The following is a 16,700-nucleotide window of genomic DNA, read 5'->3' as shown; positions in this document are numbered from 1 at the left end:
CCCTTGTGCTGTGATTTCAGGAGAACAGGTTTGGACGGCAAATTTGCAAACGAAGAGCGGATCGGTGGCCTAAGTTACTGGCGAGACATCCTTCTAATTGCGGCTGTGATCATTTCGTGCCTCTATTTCGCCCGTTCGCTTCTTATCCCGTTGGCGGCGGCGATATTTCTCTTTGTCTTGCTGACGGCGCTTGCTGACCGGATCATCCGCTTCCGCTTCGGCAGTTTCGGAATACCAATTTGGCTTGCCTATGTGGTGTCGATCATTCTCGTGCTGTTCGGCATGCTCTCTGTGCTTTGGATTCTGACTCAACAAGACGCCGCAGTCTTTGCCGCCTTCCCCAAATACGAGGCACGGTTCGCAATATGGATTTCGGGGTTCGGAGACTTTATCGGCGAAGACAACACACGCTTTATCATTTCGACTCTGCAGTCACTTGATTTTAGAGGCTGGGCCCTCGGAGCGCTTGGCTCTGCTACGTCGGTGCTGAAGATGCTGTTTCTGATCGTGCTGTTCTTGCCGTTCATGCTCGCCGAGCGGGTCCAGATGCGCGCCAAGGTCAAGCTTGCCGCCGTATCGCCGGAAGTCGGCACCCAGATACTGAATGTCATGAATGACGCCTCGCACTCGCTTCAACGCTATATCGGAGTGAAAACCCTCGTGAGTTTGCTCACTGGCGCGTTCAGCTATGCTGTGATGAAGCCGCTTGGCGTGGATTTCGCCGAAACATGGGCGATCATGACGTTCCTTCTGAACTTCATCCCCTCAATCGGCTCGATCATCAGCGTGGTGATGCCGGCGATTGTGGCTATCGTGCAGTTTGATTCAATTACGCCTTTCCTCATTATCGTTTTCGGATGTGGCGGTATTCAGTTCCTAATCGGCAACGTGCTCGAGCCTGCGCTCATGGGCAAATCGCTCAATCTGTCGCCACTGATGGTTATCTTTTCGCTGACATTCTGGGGAACGATCTGGGGCGTCATGGGGGCGCTTTTAAGTGTGCCCATCACGGTGTGCATCATGCTGCTTCTTTCGCATGTTCCGCGCGTGCGGTGGATCGCCATCCTGATGTCGGGGAATGGTACATTTCCCACAAGCGCCGACCAATCGCACCCCGAAGAGCACCCTTTGGTTTGACTTTATCCAACATGCGCCCATTCTGGTGCGCAGGTTTCATAAATACATAAGGTTTAAGAATGCGTGTTTCCTCTTTGCTTTCGGGCCCAAAACACTGGCTCGGATCCATGAAACGCGGCGCAGCTGCGCTCTTTATAGCGGCGGCTGTAACGGGGTGTACCTATGTGCCCTATGACGCCACGCGTTCTGTAACAACATCGCTCGACCTTCAGGGGCGCTCAAGCTATGCGGCCGAGATGAAAGCTCTGAGCGCGCGGCATGGCGGCAAGAGCCTCTTTTACCCGCTTGTTCACGGGCAAGACTCTCTTGGGGCACGGCTCCGTTTGATTGATGCAGCGGAATCCACGCTCGACATCCAGTACTTCCTGATCAAGCCTGACCTCGCGGGCGCTGTGTTTTCTTGGGCGCTCATTCAGGCCGCAGAGCGCGGTGTGCGCATCCGGTTTCTGATTGATGACGTGTTCACAACCACAACAGACGATCAGTTGGTATTGCTCAACGAGCATGAAAACATCGAAATTCGCCTGTTTAATCCCCTGTCACGTAACGCGCCCAAAGCGTTCAACTTCCTTCTGGATTTCGATCGTGTGAACCGGCGCATGCACAACAAATCCCTGACGGTTGATAACGCGACCACGATCATCGGCGGGCGCAACATTGCCGACGAGTATTTCCAGATCAACAGCCACGCCGAATTCGCAGATTTCGATTTGCTGGCCACAGGGCCGATCGCCGCAGAAGTGGCCCAAACCTTCGACACATTCTGGAATGACAGCCACGCCATTCCGGCCAAAGCATATCGGCATCAGGCAACCGCGCGCAGCAGCGACGAACTTCTTGGCGCTCTCGAAGATTTCCAGCGCACCGCCGCCGCAGACATCTATAAACGTGCTTCGAATTCGGATTTTATCAACGACATTCGTAACGGTGTGATAAAACCCTATGTCGCTGAGGCCGAAGTGGTTAGCGATACGCCACAAAAGCTCAAAGTACCTGTCCACGTTGCAGAACGCACGCTCGCCGATTTTCTGAACCGCGAGATGTGGACTTCGGTCGATGAGGTCACTTTGCTAACGCCTTACTTTGTGCCGCGTCCTTATGGGGCCACCTTGTTTAAGGAAATGGAGCGGCGCGGCATTGACGTGCGGATCGTGACAAACTCGCTTGCTGCCACCAACCATTCCTATGTTCATGGCGGATACATGAAGTACCGCAAGGAGCTGCTTGCGGCAGGCGTCGAGATTTACGAGATCAAGACCGATGCGCTACAGGCCCTTGGCGAGCTTCCGGCCGACAGCGACATTGGCCTTACGATGCACACAAAGGCCGCCATTCTTGGACAAGAGAAGGTGTTCATCGGCTCGCTCAACTACGACCCTCGCTCAATCGAAATCAATTCAGAGCTTGGTGTCTTTGTGAATAGCCCACAGTTTGCGCGCGACCTTGCCCTTGGCGTTGACAACTATGTTGAGAGCCACGCCTATAAGCTCGAACTCACATCGGAGGGCGAGCTGATGTGGATTTATAACGGAGTGTCGCCCCCGCAGGTTTCTTTCTCGGAACCTGGCGCAAGCGCAATCCGTAGAGCTGTTGCCCGAATTACAAGCTGGCTTCCCGTGGAAGGACAGCTTTAGGCAAGCCCCTATCCTATCAGCCACTTGTCGTGCTATGGGCGGGGCAAAAGCAAGAATTGCGGGCCAACCATGACCAAGACATCCACCACAAAAACCTCCACATCAGGCGCAGACACTGTCGATGCGACGCTAAGCGATTGGCCCCTGCGCCCGTCTTATGCACGGGCGCTCATCGCAACGCTGTTTGCGTTTTTGCTCCTACGCCTTTGGGCGATGGCCGTGATCCCATTCACGGACACCACAGAAGCCCGCTATGGCGAGATGGCGCGCAAGATGCTGGAGACAGGCAATTGGATCACGCCGTTGTTTGATTACGGCGTGCCGTTCTGGGGCAAGCCGCCACTGCACACTTGGCTTTCCGCGCTTGGATTGGCGGGGCTTGGCATAAGCGAATTTGCCGCCCGCCTTCCGATTTTGCTGACGGGTATTGGCGTTCTGGCGCTCACTTATCTGTTTGCGCGGCGGATGGTTGGCCAAGGGACCGCCCTCCTCTCCTCGGTTGTTCTTGCAAGTGGGGCCATGTTCTTCGGGGCCTCTGCTTACGTAATGACAGATATGCCTATGGCGCTCGGCACTACGCTCGTGATGGTCGGCTTCTGGTTCGGCGCGTGTCAGGATGAACAAGACAATCGCTGGGGCATGCTTGTGTTCCTTGGCTTTGCCATCGGGCTCATGGCGAAGGGGCCCGTTGCAATTGTTCTTTGCGGAATTCCAACGGTGTTATGGCTACTGGCGACGCGGCGGTTTGTTTGCTTTATCCGCCTGCCTTGGTTCAGGGGGCTGGCGCTGATGCTGCTTCTAACGGTGCCGTGGTATGCGCTTGCGGAATACGAAACGCCCGGTTTCCTGCGGTATTTCATCATCGGCGAGCATTACGAACGCTTTGTTGTTCACGGCTGGGAAGGTGATCTGTACGGCAGTGGCCATGGGCGCCCCAAAGGGATGATCTGGCTGTTCTGGCTCGGAACGGTCTTTCCGTGGACGATCGCCTTCCTCGCGCTTTTGGCCTTCCCGCGCCGTATCTGGCGGGCCTTCCGGTCGGAACGCGGCGCGTGGTTACTTTATCTGTTCTTGTGGATGATCGGCCCGATGATCCTGTTTACCCCTGCGGCCAATATCCTCCCCTCTTATGTCCTCCCCGGCCTTCCCGCCGCAGCGATCCTTTTGGTCACGCTTGCGGGCCATATTCGCGGCTTTCATATCGGGCGGCTTGAGCGCATCGGATTTTCCACGTTAACAGCGGCGAGCTTTGCACTCTTTGCGGTTGTTACGCTGGTTGAATGGCAAGCGCCCGGAGTATTGAACCTGCGATCACACAAAAGCGTTGTGACCGCACTTGAGGACTACGCGCCTGATGCCGACGCCTATTCTGTTGGGCCGCGCAGCTTCTCTGTGGAGTTCTATACCCGTGGCCAAGTTGAGCATATCTCGGTTGACGATATCGACCCAACCCGCCCCAATGCGGCCTATATAATCGCGACCAAAAACTTCAAGCGGCTGTCGCCCGAAGCGAAAGCAACTCTCAAACGCATTGACACAGAGGGCCGCTACACGCTGTTGTTAGGGCCGAGTGAAACGAATGCAATCGCAGGGGAAACCGAGTGACGACACAACGCGGAGATACCACGCTAACGGCGCTCGGCACCGATAGACCTGAGCTGTCTTTCGTCATTCCGGCGCATAACGAAGAGGGCAACATCCTCGAAACCCTCAAGCGTGTGTCGGCCAAAGCGCAGGAATTGGTAACCACCGCCGAGATCATCGTAGTTGATGATGGCAGCGCGGATGAAACCGTTGCCAAGGTAAAATCTGCGGATGTGCCAACCCCCGTTGTCTTGCTGCGCCTGTCGCGGAATTTCGGCAAGGAACAGGCGATCATGGCGGGGCTTGAGCGCGCCACAGGGCAAGCCGTTGTAATCCTTGACGCCGACCTGCAAGAGCCGCTGCGCTATGTGGACACGATGATGGAGCATTACCGCGACGGCTATGAGATGGTCTATGCGGTGCGGGAAAACCGAGAAGACGAGAGTTTTGCAAAGCGCAACCTGACCAAAGCCTTTTATCGGATGATGTCAGTGGGCAGCAAATTCACCGTTCCGGAAGACGCCCGCGATTTTCGCTTGATGGACCGTGCTGTGGTTGAGGCCCTGCTCGACCTGCCCGAGCGCAATCGGTTTATGAAGGGGCTTTATGGTTGGGTCGGGTTTCGTTCCATTGCCATTCCCGTTGTGCTTGAGAAACGCAAAGAAGGGGAAACGAAGTTTGGCTTCCGAGGGTTGTTTAGCCACGCGTTTACGGGCCTCACGAGCTTTACAAGCTGGCCTTTACGGGTCTGGACGTTGATCGGCGGTATCCTTGCGCTGTTCTCAATTCTCTATGCGGTATGGATCACCATCCGAACGCTGATTTGGGGTGCGGATGTGCCGGGTTGGTCAACGCTGACGGTGGCGGTGTTCTTCCTTGGGGGGATACAGCTTATTTCCATCGGCGTACTTGGCGAATACCTTGGCCGCATCTTTACAGAGGTGAAAGGCCGCCCAGGGTATATCGTGGCCGAGGAAATCCTCGCGGGTGACCACGAGGCGGCCAAAGACGCATGAACATCGGCGAAATCCTACGGTTTGGTGGTGTTGGTGGCATAGCGACGCTGGTGCATATGGCCGTTGGAACCGGGCTGATCACGATTGGCGTGGCGCCCCTACTGGCCAATATTGGCGCGTTTCTGGTGGCGTTCGGGGTGAGCTTTCTGGGGCATCACAAGATCACGTTCGCCGCGAATGGCCGCAATCCGCGGCGTGCGTTTCTGAGGTTTGCGCTGGTGGCGCTCATCGGGTTTGCGATCAATGAAAGCCTCTTGGCGCTGCTACTCTGGATATCCCCTCTGGCTCCTCAGATCGCACTGCTGGTTTCGACAGCATGCGCTGCGGCCTCGACCTATATCCTGAGCCGCAACTGGGCATTTGCCGGCCAATCAGACGACAATTAATCTAGCTGCTATTTGTCCCTCAAAATCAGAAAAGGGCGCACAATCTGCGCGCCCCTCCCGTTTCGTTTTGCAGCGTGGCTGCGGTTATTCGGTCGCTGAGGCTTGTTCTGGGTCCGCCTTGGGTTTGCGGTTTTCGCCTTTGATCCACTCCCGCAGGGACTGCATCACCACGTAAAGCACAGGTACCAGAATAACGCCGATTACAGTTGCCGCCAGCATGCCGCCAAACACGGCAACACCAATGGCTTTCTGGCTTGCGGCCCCCGCACCAGATGCCACCAGAAGCGGAACCACACCGAGCAGGAACGACAGCGCCGTCATCATCACAGCACGGAAACGCTGACGCGCCGCTTCGGTTGCGGCCTCTCTGATGGTGGCCCCTCCTGCGCGCTGCTCCATGGCAAATTCTACAATGAGAATGGCGTTCTTGGCCCCGAGCCCCACAAGCATAATCATCCCGATTTGGGTGTAGAGGTTAATATCGCCTCCCGTCACCCAGACCGCGACCAACGCCCCGAACAGGGCCACTGTCACCGAGAGCAAAATCGCAACTGGCATTGTCCAGCTTTCGTATTGCGCCACGAGGAACAGATAACCAAAGAGGATCGACATGATAAGAATGACCTGAACCATCCCCGCAGAGGATTGCTGCTGCTGCGCGGTGCCCGTCCACTCAAAGCCATACCCCGGAGGCAAGGCCTCTGCAGCGACTTCTTCAAGGACGCGGATTGCATCGCCTGTCGACATTCCCGGTGTTGGAACACCTGTAATCGTTGCCGCGCGGAACATGTTGTAGCGGTTCATAAGAACCGGCCCTAGCACGTTCTCAACATCGATCAGCGTCCCCAACGGCACCATCTCGCCGTCCACCGAACGCACATAGAGCGCGGCGATGTCCTCGATCTGGTTTCGGTAAGACCCATCGGCCTGCACCATCACTTTATAAACGCGACCAAATAGGTTGAAGTCGTTCACATAGATCGAGCCCATATAGGCTTGAAGTGTCGTGAACACATCATTGATCTGCACGTTCAGCGACTTGGCCTTTTCCCGATCAAGATCGACGAAAACTTTTGGCACGTTGGCGCGGAAAGTTGAGTAAGCCTGCGCCAATTCGGGGCGCTGGTTCGCGGCATAGACGAGCGAGCCAACAGCGGCCGACAGATCTTGAGCGGTTCCGCCACCGGTTTGCTGGACCTTCATCTCAACGCCCGCGCTCATCCCAAGCCCAGGAATGGGTGGTGGATTAAAGGCGATGATGCTCGCGCCGACCTCCTGATAGGCCAATCCGAGAATACGTTCCAACACGCCGTCCGCTGACAGTTCGTCCGTTTGGCGATCGTCCCACGGATCAAGGTTAACGATGATCATGGCGCCGTTACCGCCAGAACCGTTCAAGAGGCTAAAGCCGTTCACGATAATGGTGGATTCCACGCCCGGTATCTCTGTGAGCTTGGCGTTGAAATCAGCGGTCAGCGCCTCTGTACGCTCGATGGAGGACGCATCTGGAAGCTGTACATCAACAAAGAGGTTGCCGGTATCCTCGGTCGGAAGGAAGCCCGCCGGAACAGTCTTGAGCAAGCCGCCGGACCCAATGAACACCGCGCCAAGCACGAGAAGGCTCATCAATGCCACCCGCACAAAACGCGACACAATACCAACATAACCGCCGCGCAACTTGTCGATCCCGCCCTCAAACACCGCGAGCAGCCCTTTCGGACCACCTTTTCGTGGCTTCAGCACAATCGAACAAAGCGCCGGAGAAAGCGTTAGAGCGTTGACCGAAGAGATCAACACCGCGACCGAAATCGTCACCGCAAACTGTGAATAGAGCCTGCCTGTAATTCCCGGCATAAAGGTCACGGGAACGAAAACCGCAAGCAGCACAAGTGTTGTGGCAATCACAGGGCCGGTAATCTGGCCCATCGCTTTGCGCGTTGCTTCGGCGGGGGGCAAACCCTCGTCCGCCATGATGCGTTCGACGTTTTCAACAACAACAATCGCGTCATCCACCACAATCCCGATGGCCAGCACGAGCGCAAAAAGCGAGATCGTATTGAGCGACATTCCGAAGGCCAGAAGGAACGCAAATGTCCCGATCAAAGAGACCGGAATAGCGACCATCGGAATAACCGTCGCGCGCCAGTTCCCAAGGAAGATGAACACAACCGTCATCACAAGCACAAAAGTCAGAATGAGGGTCGAGACAACATCCTGCAACGACTGCTCGACAAAGCGTGTACTGTTGAACGGCACGGCATATTCCACATCATCGGGAAATGCCTTGGACAACCGCTCAAGCTCTGCGAGCACCCGGTCAGACACCGCCAGCGCGTTGGCGCCCGGAGTCTGATAAACCGCCAGAACAGTCGCCGGTTTGCCGAGATACAAACCCGAAGCGTTGTAGTAGTTTGAACCGAGTTCAATCCGCGCGACATCCTTGATGCGCACGATGCTACCGGAGTCGCCGGTACGGACGACGATATTTTCGAAGTCTTTTACATTATCAAGACGTCCTTGCGCCGTGATGGTGTATTGAAACTGCTGCCCCTCTGGAACAGGCGGCGCACCAACAGAACCCGCTGAAACTTCGATATTCTGTTCGCGGATCGCGCTGATAATATCAATCGGCGAGATCGACAGCGACGCCATCCGTTCCGGATCCATCCACATACGCATCGCATATTCGAAGTTGGTCAGAACATCGGCCTTACCCACACCATCGATCCGCGCCAGCGCGTCCTTGAGGTTGATCGAGGCATAGTTCGACAAAAACAGCTCGTCATACGTTGAGTCTGGGGACACCAGCGTGGCCACAAGCAACATGTTGGTCGAGGCTTTCTCCGTCACGACACCAGTGTTGGTTACCTCGGTTGGAAGCTGCGACGTTGCCTGTGCGACGCGGTTTTGCACGTTGACCGAAGCAATATCGGGGTCTGTTCCGATTTCGAAAGTAACCGAAAGGCTATAGTTGCCCGTGTCTGTGGAGTTGGATGACATATACATCATCCCGTCCACGCCGTTTACCTGCGCCTCGATCGGCGCGGCCACGGTGTTTTCCACCGTCTCGGAGTTGGCGCCAGTATAGTTGGCACTGACGTTCACCACGGGTGGGGTGATGTCGGGGAACTGCTCTACTGGCAGGACCCTAAAGCCAATCGCGCCCATGATGGTCAGCAAAAGCGAGATCACAATGGCCGTCTTCGGCCGTGCGATAAAGATTGAGGAAAACATCGATTATTCCTCCGGCGAAGCAGCAAGCACCGCTTCTACAGGCGCGCCAGGGCGAACACGTTGCAGCCCCTCGATAATCACAACCTCCCCTTCGCGCATACCGTCTTCGACGATAATGGCCGCACCGATTTGTCGCCCGAGGGTAACGTAGCGTTGTTCGACCAATGATTGATCGGTCACGACAAGAACAAATGGCCCACGCTGATCGCGCTGCACCGAGGCCATTGGAATAAGCAACTGGCTTTCGGGCTCTACGGCCTCAAGAAGAACAGTCACGAACCCGCCATCAATGATCATCCGCTCCGCATTATCGAAGATGGCACGCAACGCGATGGTGCCGGTGAGCGGATCAATAACGTTATCTATAAACGTGATATCGCCGGTTTCTTCGAGAATTCGACCGTTCTGAAGCTTCAAGAGCACATTCGGAAGCCCCACGGGAACATCGTTTTCGCCGCGCTCCATGCCGTCATCATCAACAACGGTGATCAACTGCTTCTCGCTAACGGAGAACGTCACATAGATCGGTGCCTGCCGCACGAGCGAAGTCAGCGGCCCCGTGCTAGGGCTAACAAGATCACCAATACTCGGCTCGATCCGCCCGATACGACCATCAAACGGAGCGACGATATCGGTATAGCTCAGGTTAAGCTCCGCAATTCGGATCGCGGCTTGTGCGGAGGCGACATTGGCCTCTGCGACCTTTTCATTGGCAAGCGCAATATCACGATCGGCCACTGTTCCGGCATCGCGATCCAAAAGGGTCTGTTTCCGATCAAGCTCAATTCGGGCAAGCTCTAGATCAGCTTCAGCACGTTCGAAATCAGCTTTCCGTGCTTCAAGCGTGGCTGCAAGATTATCTTTTTCGATGCTAAACAAGACATCCCCAGCCTTCACAAAGGCCCCTGCTTCGACATGGATCTCTTCAACAAACCCTTCGACCCGTGTCACGATGTTGATTTTATCAACGGCCTCACCACGTCCGATAAACTCATGCTCGTCACGGATTTCTTCAGTATAAGCCGCCGCAACGCCGACTTTCGGCGCAGGAGGCTCCTCTTGGGCACTTGAACTTGATGCAACAAATGCAAAAACGGCGGCAACAGTTGCCGCGCGCGAGAGAGTTGCGAAAGGGTGAAGTGTTCGGGGCATTTATGCTGCCTCCTGTTCCAATTTGGCGTTGTTTTTTAGGTTGGTTGGATAGTGGCGCATAACGCCCGATCATTGCAAGAACGCAAATTGGATAGCGGCAATTTTCCTGCCCCACCCAAAAGCAAAAACACGTTGGAAACAGCCTGTTTACACGCAAATCTTATGGAAAAATTGACAACCCGTGATTGATTGGCCAACCATCGCACATCCAGAAACGGGATCAGGCAGACGAAGATGACCAAACCAACCCATAAACACGGCGGCGCGTTGCTCGCAGATTGCCTTGTGGCTCAGGGGGTGGAGCGGGTGTTTTCCGTGCCTGGCGAGAGTTTTCTCGCAGCACTTGATGGCATGCTGGATACAGACATCCAGATCATAACCGCCCGACAAGAAGGCGGAGCTGCGATCATGGCGGAAGCAACGGGCAAGCTTACGGGCAAACCCGGCGTTGCCTTTGTGACCCGCGGCCCAGGTGCAACAAACGCCAGTGCGGGCGTGCATATCGCATTTCAGGATTCAACGCCGATGGTGCTGTTTATCGGCCAAGTCGCCAGCGACCAGCGCGACCGCGAAGCGTTTCAAGAGGTCGACTACCGCGCCATGTTTGGCCCGCTTGCCAAATGGGTGGCCGAGATCGACCGCGCGGATCGCATCCCCGAGTATATCAGCCACGCGTTTCACGTTGCGCAATCCGGACGGCCCGGCCCCGTTGTGCTTGCCCTGCCCGAAGACATGCTCTCTGGCCCTGCAATCGGCGCACCTGCCCCTGCGGCGGTTTTGCCATCCGGACGCGCGGCGGATGCGGACATCGCAGAGGTGATCAGCCGCTTGAAATCCGCGGAGCGGCCAATCGTAATCGCTGGCGGCGGCGGGTGGACCAAAGACGCGGCCCTCGCACTTGGGCAGTTTGCCATGGCGCTCGACTTACCCGTTGGGACGTCGTTCCGATGTCAGGACTATCTGGACAACCGTCATCCGAATTTTGCGGGCGACGTGGGCATTGGCATCAACCCCGCCTTGGCGCGCCGTATAAAAGAAGCAGATGTCGTACTCGCGCTCGGCCCGCGCCTCGGAGAGATGACGACCTCTGCGTACACGCTGTTTTCCGCGCCTGTTCCGCAACAATCCCTCATTCACATTCACGCAGACCCAAACGAACTTGGCCGCGTCTATCGACCCGATTTGGCGGTTGTGGCCACGCCAGCTTCCGCCGCAATCCAACTTGCGCGCGCCGCGTCCAAAGCCCCGCGACGTGCCGCCCGCACCGAAGCACGCGCAGACTATGAAGCGTGGCAAGTTCCTGCCCGCGCCATCGATCCGGATGCGCCTTCTGTTCAGATGGAATATGTCATCACACACCTAAACGAGGTGCTGGATGATACGGCGATCCTTTCCAACGGCGCAGGAAATTACGCGGCTTGGCTACACCGATACTACCGCTACCGCGCGTGGCGAACACAGTTGGCGCCAACCTCCGGCTCCATGGGATATGGTCTTCCCGCCGCAATTGCCGCCAAATTTACCGACCCAACCCGCGATGTGATCTGCCTCGCCGGAGATGGGTGCTTTCAGATGGTCAGTCAGGAATTCGGCACCGCGGCTGCCGAAGGCGCAAACATCGTAGTTCTTGTGTGTGACAACGAGAAATACGGCACGATCCGAATGCACCAACAGAAAACCTATCCTCACCGCCCCTCCGGCACGGCACTCAAGAACCCTGATTTCGCTGCTCTTGCCCGCGCGCACGGCGGCTTTGGCGCTACGGTGAATAACAACGCAGAGTTTGCACCAGCGCTACGCGAAGCACTCGCCGCCAACGCTCCTGCTCTGTTGCATCTAAAGCTTGATCCAAAGGCGTTGTCACCTGCTCTCGACCTTGAATAAACGCAAACGGGCGCTCCGTAAGGAACGCCCGCCATTCAGATTTAAGTAAAGATCAGACTATTCGATCTCGTTTTTATAAACTTTGCCGTCTTTCATAATCAGATCAAAATTTGCATGGGGGTCAGCGACAAGATCAATATCTTCGAGCGGATTTCCGTCCACAAGGATCAAATCGGCATAGGCCCCTTCTTCGATCACACCAAGCGCACCATCCTGATAAGGGTGGCGGGGTCCGGATAAGGCAAGCAGCTCTGCATTCGTGGATGTTGCCATTTTCAAGATTTCATAAGGCGAATACCAATTTTGAAGCTTGGCAAGAAACGCGCCCTGCCGCTCTGCGAGCGCGGGGTCAAAGAGGATATCCGTTCCGAATGCGACCTTTACACCGACCTCCTTGGCCATCTTATAGGCCGCGTCGGTTCCATTGGTGACAGCAACCCACTTGGCTTGGCTGTAGGGGTCATCAAAGGTAAATCCGTCCTCATCATCCAGAAGCGGCTGGATCGAAAGCCACACATCATTGTCGCGCATCATTTCCATTGTTTCGCGGCTCATCAGGAAACCATGCTCAATGGATTTCACGCCTGCTTCAATCGCAGCTTGAATTGCGTCATCGGTAAAGAGATGTGACGCGACATAAGTGTTGTAAGTCTCTGCTACTTCTACAAAAGCCTTAAGTTCGGCCATCGTAAACTGGCGGGCATCAAGCGGGTCATAGATAGAGGACACCCCGCCTCCGCCAGCAATCTTGATCTGGCTTGCTCCCATCCGCATGACTTCGCGGGTGCGTTTGATGACCTCATCCACGCCATCGGCCATTCCCAAGAGCCCGACCGAATACCAATACCACTGGGAGTCCGCCGGATTTGTCGGCACAGCCTGATACGGTCGATAGTCAAAATGCCCACCGGTCTGGCTGATAGGCGGGCCAGAGGGAAGAATACGCGGGCCCAGAAGCTCCCCTGCATCAATCATCTTTTTCGTCGCGAGCGGATTACCACCCAGATCGCGCACGGTGGTAAAGCCCCGCATCAACGTGGCCTCGGACCCTTTGGCACCACGAATGGCAACCTCGAGAATGTCGCCCGTCACAACTGTGTTTTGCGGGGTGCAGCAATAAGATGTGTGCCAGTGGACGTCGATCAATCCGGGGATCATCGTGCGCCCGCCTCCGTCAATCACCTTGCCGCCAGCAACCGCAAGCGGTTCCGTCGAAATTTGGGAAATCAGGTTATCGGTCACTACGACGTTGGCGTTCTCGATCAGGGTTTCATTCACCCCGTCAAACACATTCACATTGGTGATAAGGGTCGGCATTCCGTCCTGCGCAGCGGCCGAAAAAGGCAGCAATGTCAGAGCGATAAGAGAGGCGGACAATCGGGAAAAGCTATGCATGGAATTTCTCCTGTCAAATACCCTCTCATCTTTACCAAGCGGATCGATATACTCAAGTTGTCATTTTGACCTAAGAGAGAGTTTTCTGCTTAGAGGGCGGCAGTGGCGTGCCAACCGATCCGCTTAGAGGCGCGCTTGAATAAGCCCCTATTGTGGTAGATTGACGCGATTTTCCGCCTACGTCCACTCTATCAGCCAGCCCAGAATTCGTTGGAAAATATGGACAAAATGTGCTATAAATCACCTGTTATTTCAATTATTTAACAAAAACGGAGACTTATTATGTTTCGAAGTACTCTTGCGCTTGCATTCGCCTCTGTAGCGCTCGCGGGCTGTGTGGAAAATACCGGTTCAAACTATGATTATTCCAACTCGTCAAGCGCTACGGCTGTTGCCGAAGCCGCATGCCTTAGCGCAGTTGCCGCGCAGACCAATCGCCCACTCAGCGATCATTCCGTCGGACAGGTTCTAACTTCCGAGGCCGGTATCTCTGTAGATGTGATCGTCGCTGGCGCGGAGAACCGTTGGTCCTGCCTGTCTGATGCCGCTGGCAATGTTCAAGGAGCATCTTACGTCGGCGAAGGTTAAGCATTTAACACATTAAAAACAAAACCAGCGTGCTCCGATTGGAGGCTGGTTTTTTGTTGCGTGCCAGAAATTCCGCTCCTATTTCAGCCAAGGAGCAGGGATTTATGGTGGTTATCACAGTCGAAGCAAAAACAACGCCAGACACAGCTGAACGAAGTCATACCGTAATGCGCTTTCAGAATGAGAATTTCCAATCGGAATAAGTGAGGCCGAAATCAATAGCTTGTCTCGATTTTTTCGCGCGGCCATTCTAGCCCCTACTATCAAATACTCAGATCTCGATTGCCTGCAACAACACGAAATCGCCACAATTCTTCCTTATTTGGCAATTTTGCGCTATAGTAGCGCCCTCGGTCCGTTCATCTGCTCGACGTTGACCGATTGTGACAACCGACAATTACGTCGGAGTATTTAGTTCAAGGGAGTTACAAGTATGAGAAGTTCTCATTACAAAAGTTTAATTACGACAGCTATTATCGGTGCTTTTGCTGCGAGTAGCGCGCACGCACTGGTTTCCCCAACAAAAGACGGCATCGGCAGCAAGAACTTTCTTCACAGTTCCGATCTTCTGAATTCCACATCACTGCTTATTGCAGGCTCAGCACCTAGCGCTGCGGAGGTTTTCAAGATCGATGAGGCCCTGATCTTTGTGACAGCTGACGGCGGCGGAACCGGTGGTGACGGTGGCGGAAGCGGCGGTGATGGCGGCGGAAGCGGTGGTGACGGCGGCGGAAGCGGCGGTGACGGCGGCGGAAGCGGTGGTGACGGTGGTGGAAGCGGCGGTGATGGCGGCGGAAGCGGCGGTGATGGCGGCGGAAGCGGCGGTGACGGCGGCGGAAGCGGCGGTGACGGTGGCGGAAGCGGCGGTGACGGCGGCGGAAGCGGCGGTGATGGCGGCGGAAGCGGCGGTGACGGTGGCGGAAGCGGCGGTGATGGCGGCGGAAGCGGCGGTGATGGCGGCGGAAGCGGCGGTGACGGTGGCGGAAGCGGCGGTGACGGCGGCGGCGGAAATGACGATGATGATAATGACGACAGTAAAGAGAAGCGCGGTAACGGCAACTCAACTGCAACCAACGGCAACTCCGGAAATTCCAACGGTAACGGTGCCAAGACCACTGATGGCAACCAAGGAAATGGCCGCGGCGGCAAGAAATAACTAAGAATCGCCTATACAAAACCAAAGCGCGCGGAACATTTTCCGCGCGCTTTTTGCTTTATAGGAATTATAGCAGAAAACCATTGATGAGGTAACGCCTTAGAAGTTGATTGTGCCCCCACCGCCGCCAGTTACCGAATAAACGACGCGGTCAGGTTGTGCGTCCGCGCCATAGACGATCGTCGCGTTGCCGGATTTACCATCTGTGCAGGTCAGGGTCGAAAGCTCACGTGCATTTGCGGTTGCGATGTCGTCATAAACGGCGGTGCACACACGGGACGTGCTGCTTAGTGTAAAGACATGTTTGCCATCGGTGCGTTGGCTTACGCGACCCGAAACGGTGCCATCTTTGCTGTCATAGCCTACGCCAGCGTCGGATGTGCCCTCAACTGTATCGACACACCCCGCCAGAGCGAGCGCGAAGGCAACTGCCGACATTCTTGAAAGCGTGGAAAGAAATTTTGTGTTGGGTGAGAAATGTTCGCGCATTGTCTTGCTCCTAACCTGTTGATTGAAATATTTTTTGGACTTACCTCACGCCGCCCTTTTGCGTTCTGCGCTTCAGGGTTTCTGAGGGGAACTCGCTATAACTTTGGTGATAGTAACTTGCGAAACGGCCAAGATGCGTAAAGCCACAGTCAAGCGCGACATCCTGAACCTTTGTGTCAGGCGGACAAACCAGCAACTGGCTCCGCGCCTTGCGCAGGCGGGTTCGCGATAGCCTGTCCCACGGGGTTTCACCGCGGTAATGCTTGAATGCACGCTGTAATTCGCGCACCGAAATCCCTATTGATGCCGCGATATCGGCAACTTTGAGTGGCTCGTTATAGTGCGCTTCGATAAATGCCTCAGCCTCGGCCAGTTTGCGCTTGGAGACGGGGCTCGCCACGGGCTGCTCAAACTTGTCGAGATCAATCAACTCCGTCAGGCATTCCTGTAGCAATGTCTCGGCCAAGGCCCACGCGAACGGGTTTGAGAGGAAGGGCGCTTCAGAATTCAAATCCGACATGATGTAATCCACAAGATTGTGGAGCGAGCCGGCCACATTTGCACGCGTTTTGATCAATGGCTCATCAGAGTCCAGCACCCGCGCTGCGAAGTTTGCCCAAGAGAGCGCAGAAAGCGATGCGGGCGCTTTGAACAAATAGGCCTCGAACGGTTTGTCATCTCGTGAAGAAACCGCCGTTGTGCGAGTTCCGGGGCGGAACGCCAAAAGCCCGCCTGAATTCGCGCGGTGTTCGCCATCGTCAGCTTTAACCGCGAGATCGCCCCTGACGGGCAACATGATCGTCAGGAAGCTGTCGTCTTCAACCTCGATTTCATGGCCGGTGGATACGGCTTTGTGAAGACTTCCGGTGATGGTGCTGAGCTGTGCGGAGCCAACAGTGAGTCGGGGTTTGACGCTATCATGCAACCGAAACCACGCAGCTCTTGAGAACAACACATCCGCAAATGCATCGCTGCTACCGCGCCGTCCTTGTAATGATTGCTCTTGGTACTTCATCAATAACCCTAGCCCATAAGCCGCGGAAAT

The 16,700-nt window shown here is 55.5% G+C and carries 13 protein-coding genes; 8 read left to right on the top strand and 5 right to left on the bottom strand.

Annotation, left to right across the window (positions count from 1 at the left end; genetic code table 11):
• The first annotated feature begins 30 nt into the window (after positions 1–30).
• From N9C89_RS05405 to N9C89_RS05385, 5 genes are all read left to right on the top strand, one after another.
• Positions 31–1,137: an AI-2E family transporter gene (locus N9C89_RS05405; protein ID WP_263952813.1), complete on the top strand. Its 1,107-nt coding sequence runs from the start codon at positions 31–33 to the stop codon at positions 1,135–1,137.
• A 107-nt stretch (positions 1,138–1,244) separates the two neighbouring features.
• Entirely contained in the window at positions 1,245–2,771 is a 1,527-nt protein-coding gene (locus tag N9C89_RS05400) for a phospholipase D family protein (protein WP_263952812.1), read from the top strand.
• A gap of 69 nt (positions 2,772–2,840) precedes the next feature.
• The gene (locus N9C89_RS05395; RefSeq protein ID WP_263952811.1) at positions 2,841–4,376 is read left to right on the top strand and encodes an ArnT family glycosyltransferase; all 1,536 of its coding nucleotides are present in this window, start codon (positions 2,841–2,843) and stop codon (positions 4,374–4,376) included.
• Positions 4,373–5,371, top strand: coding sequence for a glycosyltransferase family 2 protein (locus tag N9C89_RS05390; RefSeq protein ID WP_263952810.1), 999 nt, complete (start codon positions 4,373–4,375; stop codon positions 5,369–5,371). Before N9C89_RS05395 ends, N9C89_RS05390 begins: the two co-directional genes overlap by 4 nt.
• The gene (locus N9C89_RS05385; protein WP_263952809.1) at positions 5,368–5,757 is read left to right on the top strand and encodes a GtrA family protein; all 390 of its coding nucleotides are present in this window, start codon (positions 5,368–5,370) and stop codon (positions 5,755–5,757) included. Before N9C89_RS05390 ends, N9C89_RS05385 begins: the two co-directional genes overlap by 4 nt.
• A gap of 84 nt (positions 5,758–5,841) precedes the next feature.
• On the opposite strand, the gene N9C89_RS05380 is transcribed toward N9C89_RS05385, so the two are convergent.
• Positions 5,842–8,991, bottom strand: a complete 3,150-nt coding sequence (locus N9C89_RS05380) for an efflux RND transporter permease subunit (protein ID WP_263952808.1) — start codon at positions 8,989–8,991, stop codon at positions 5,842–5,844.
• A gap of 3 nt (positions 8,992–8,994) precedes the next feature.
• Positions 8,995–10,143 (bottom strand): efflux RND transporter periplasmic adaptor subunit, encoded by a 1,149-nt coding sequence (locus N9C89_RS05375; RefSeq protein WP_263952807.1) that lies wholly within the window; start codon positions 10,141–10,143, stop codon positions 8,995–8,997.
• Positions 10,144–10,377: 234 nt separating this feature from the next.
• Between N9C89_RS05375 and N9C89_RS05370 the strand changes: the two genes are divergently transcribed.
• Positions 10,378–12,027, top strand: a complete 1,650-nt coding sequence (locus tag N9C89_RS05370) for a thiamine pyrophosphate-binding protein (RefSeq protein ID WP_263952806.1) — start codon at positions 10,378–10,380, stop codon at positions 12,025–12,027.
• A gap of 57 nt (positions 12,028–12,084) precedes the next feature.
• Here the strand turns inward: N9C89_RS05370 and N9C89_RS05365 are convergent, their stop codons facing one another.
• Positions 12,085–13,422, bottom strand: a complete 1,338-nt coding sequence (locus N9C89_RS05365; RefSeq protein WP_263952805.1) for a metal-dependent hydrolase family protein — start codon at positions 13,420–13,422, stop codon at positions 12,085–12,087.
• 282 nt (positions 13,423–13,704) lie between these two features.
• On the opposite strand from N9C89_RS05365, the gene N9C89_RS05360 reads away from it, so the two are divergent.
• Positions 13,705–14,010, top strand: a complete 306-nt coding sequence (locus N9C89_RS05360; RefSeq protein WP_263952804.1) for a hypothetical protein — start codon at positions 13,705–13,707, stop codon at positions 14,008–14,010.
• Positions 14,011–14,443: 433 nt separating this feature from the next.
• Positions 14,444–15,166: a hypothetical protein gene (locus N9C89_RS05355; RefSeq protein WP_263952803.1), complete on the top strand. Its 723-nt coding sequence runs from the start codon at positions 14,444–14,446 to the stop codon at positions 15,164–15,166.
• 99 nt (positions 15,167–15,265) lie between these two features.
• Here N9C89_RS05355 and N9C89_RS05350 read toward each other — a convergent pair whose 3' ends face one another.
• Positions 15,266–15,655 (bottom strand): hypothetical protein, encoded by a 390-nt coding sequence (locus N9C89_RS05350; RefSeq protein WP_263952802.1) that lies wholly within the window; start codon positions 15,653–15,655, stop codon positions 15,266–15,268.
• 40 nt (positions 15,656–15,695) lie between these two features.
• Entirely contained in the window at positions 15,696–16,670 is a 975-nt protein-coding gene (locus N9C89_RS05345) for an AraC family transcriptional regulator (protein ID WP_263952801.1), read from the bottom strand.
• Positions 16,671–16,700 lie beyond the last annotated feature (30 nt).

It is taken from the genome of Halocynthiibacter sp. SDUM655004, assembly GCF_026015885.1.
Classification (GTDB): domain Bacteria; phylum Pseudomonadota; class Alphaproteobacteria; order Rhodobacterales; family Rhodobacteraceae; genus Falsihalocynthiibacter; species Falsihalocynthiibacter halioticoli.
The sequence above is the reverse complement of the archived record's forward strand: the minus strand, read 5'-3'. Positions and strand labels throughout refer to the sequence as shown.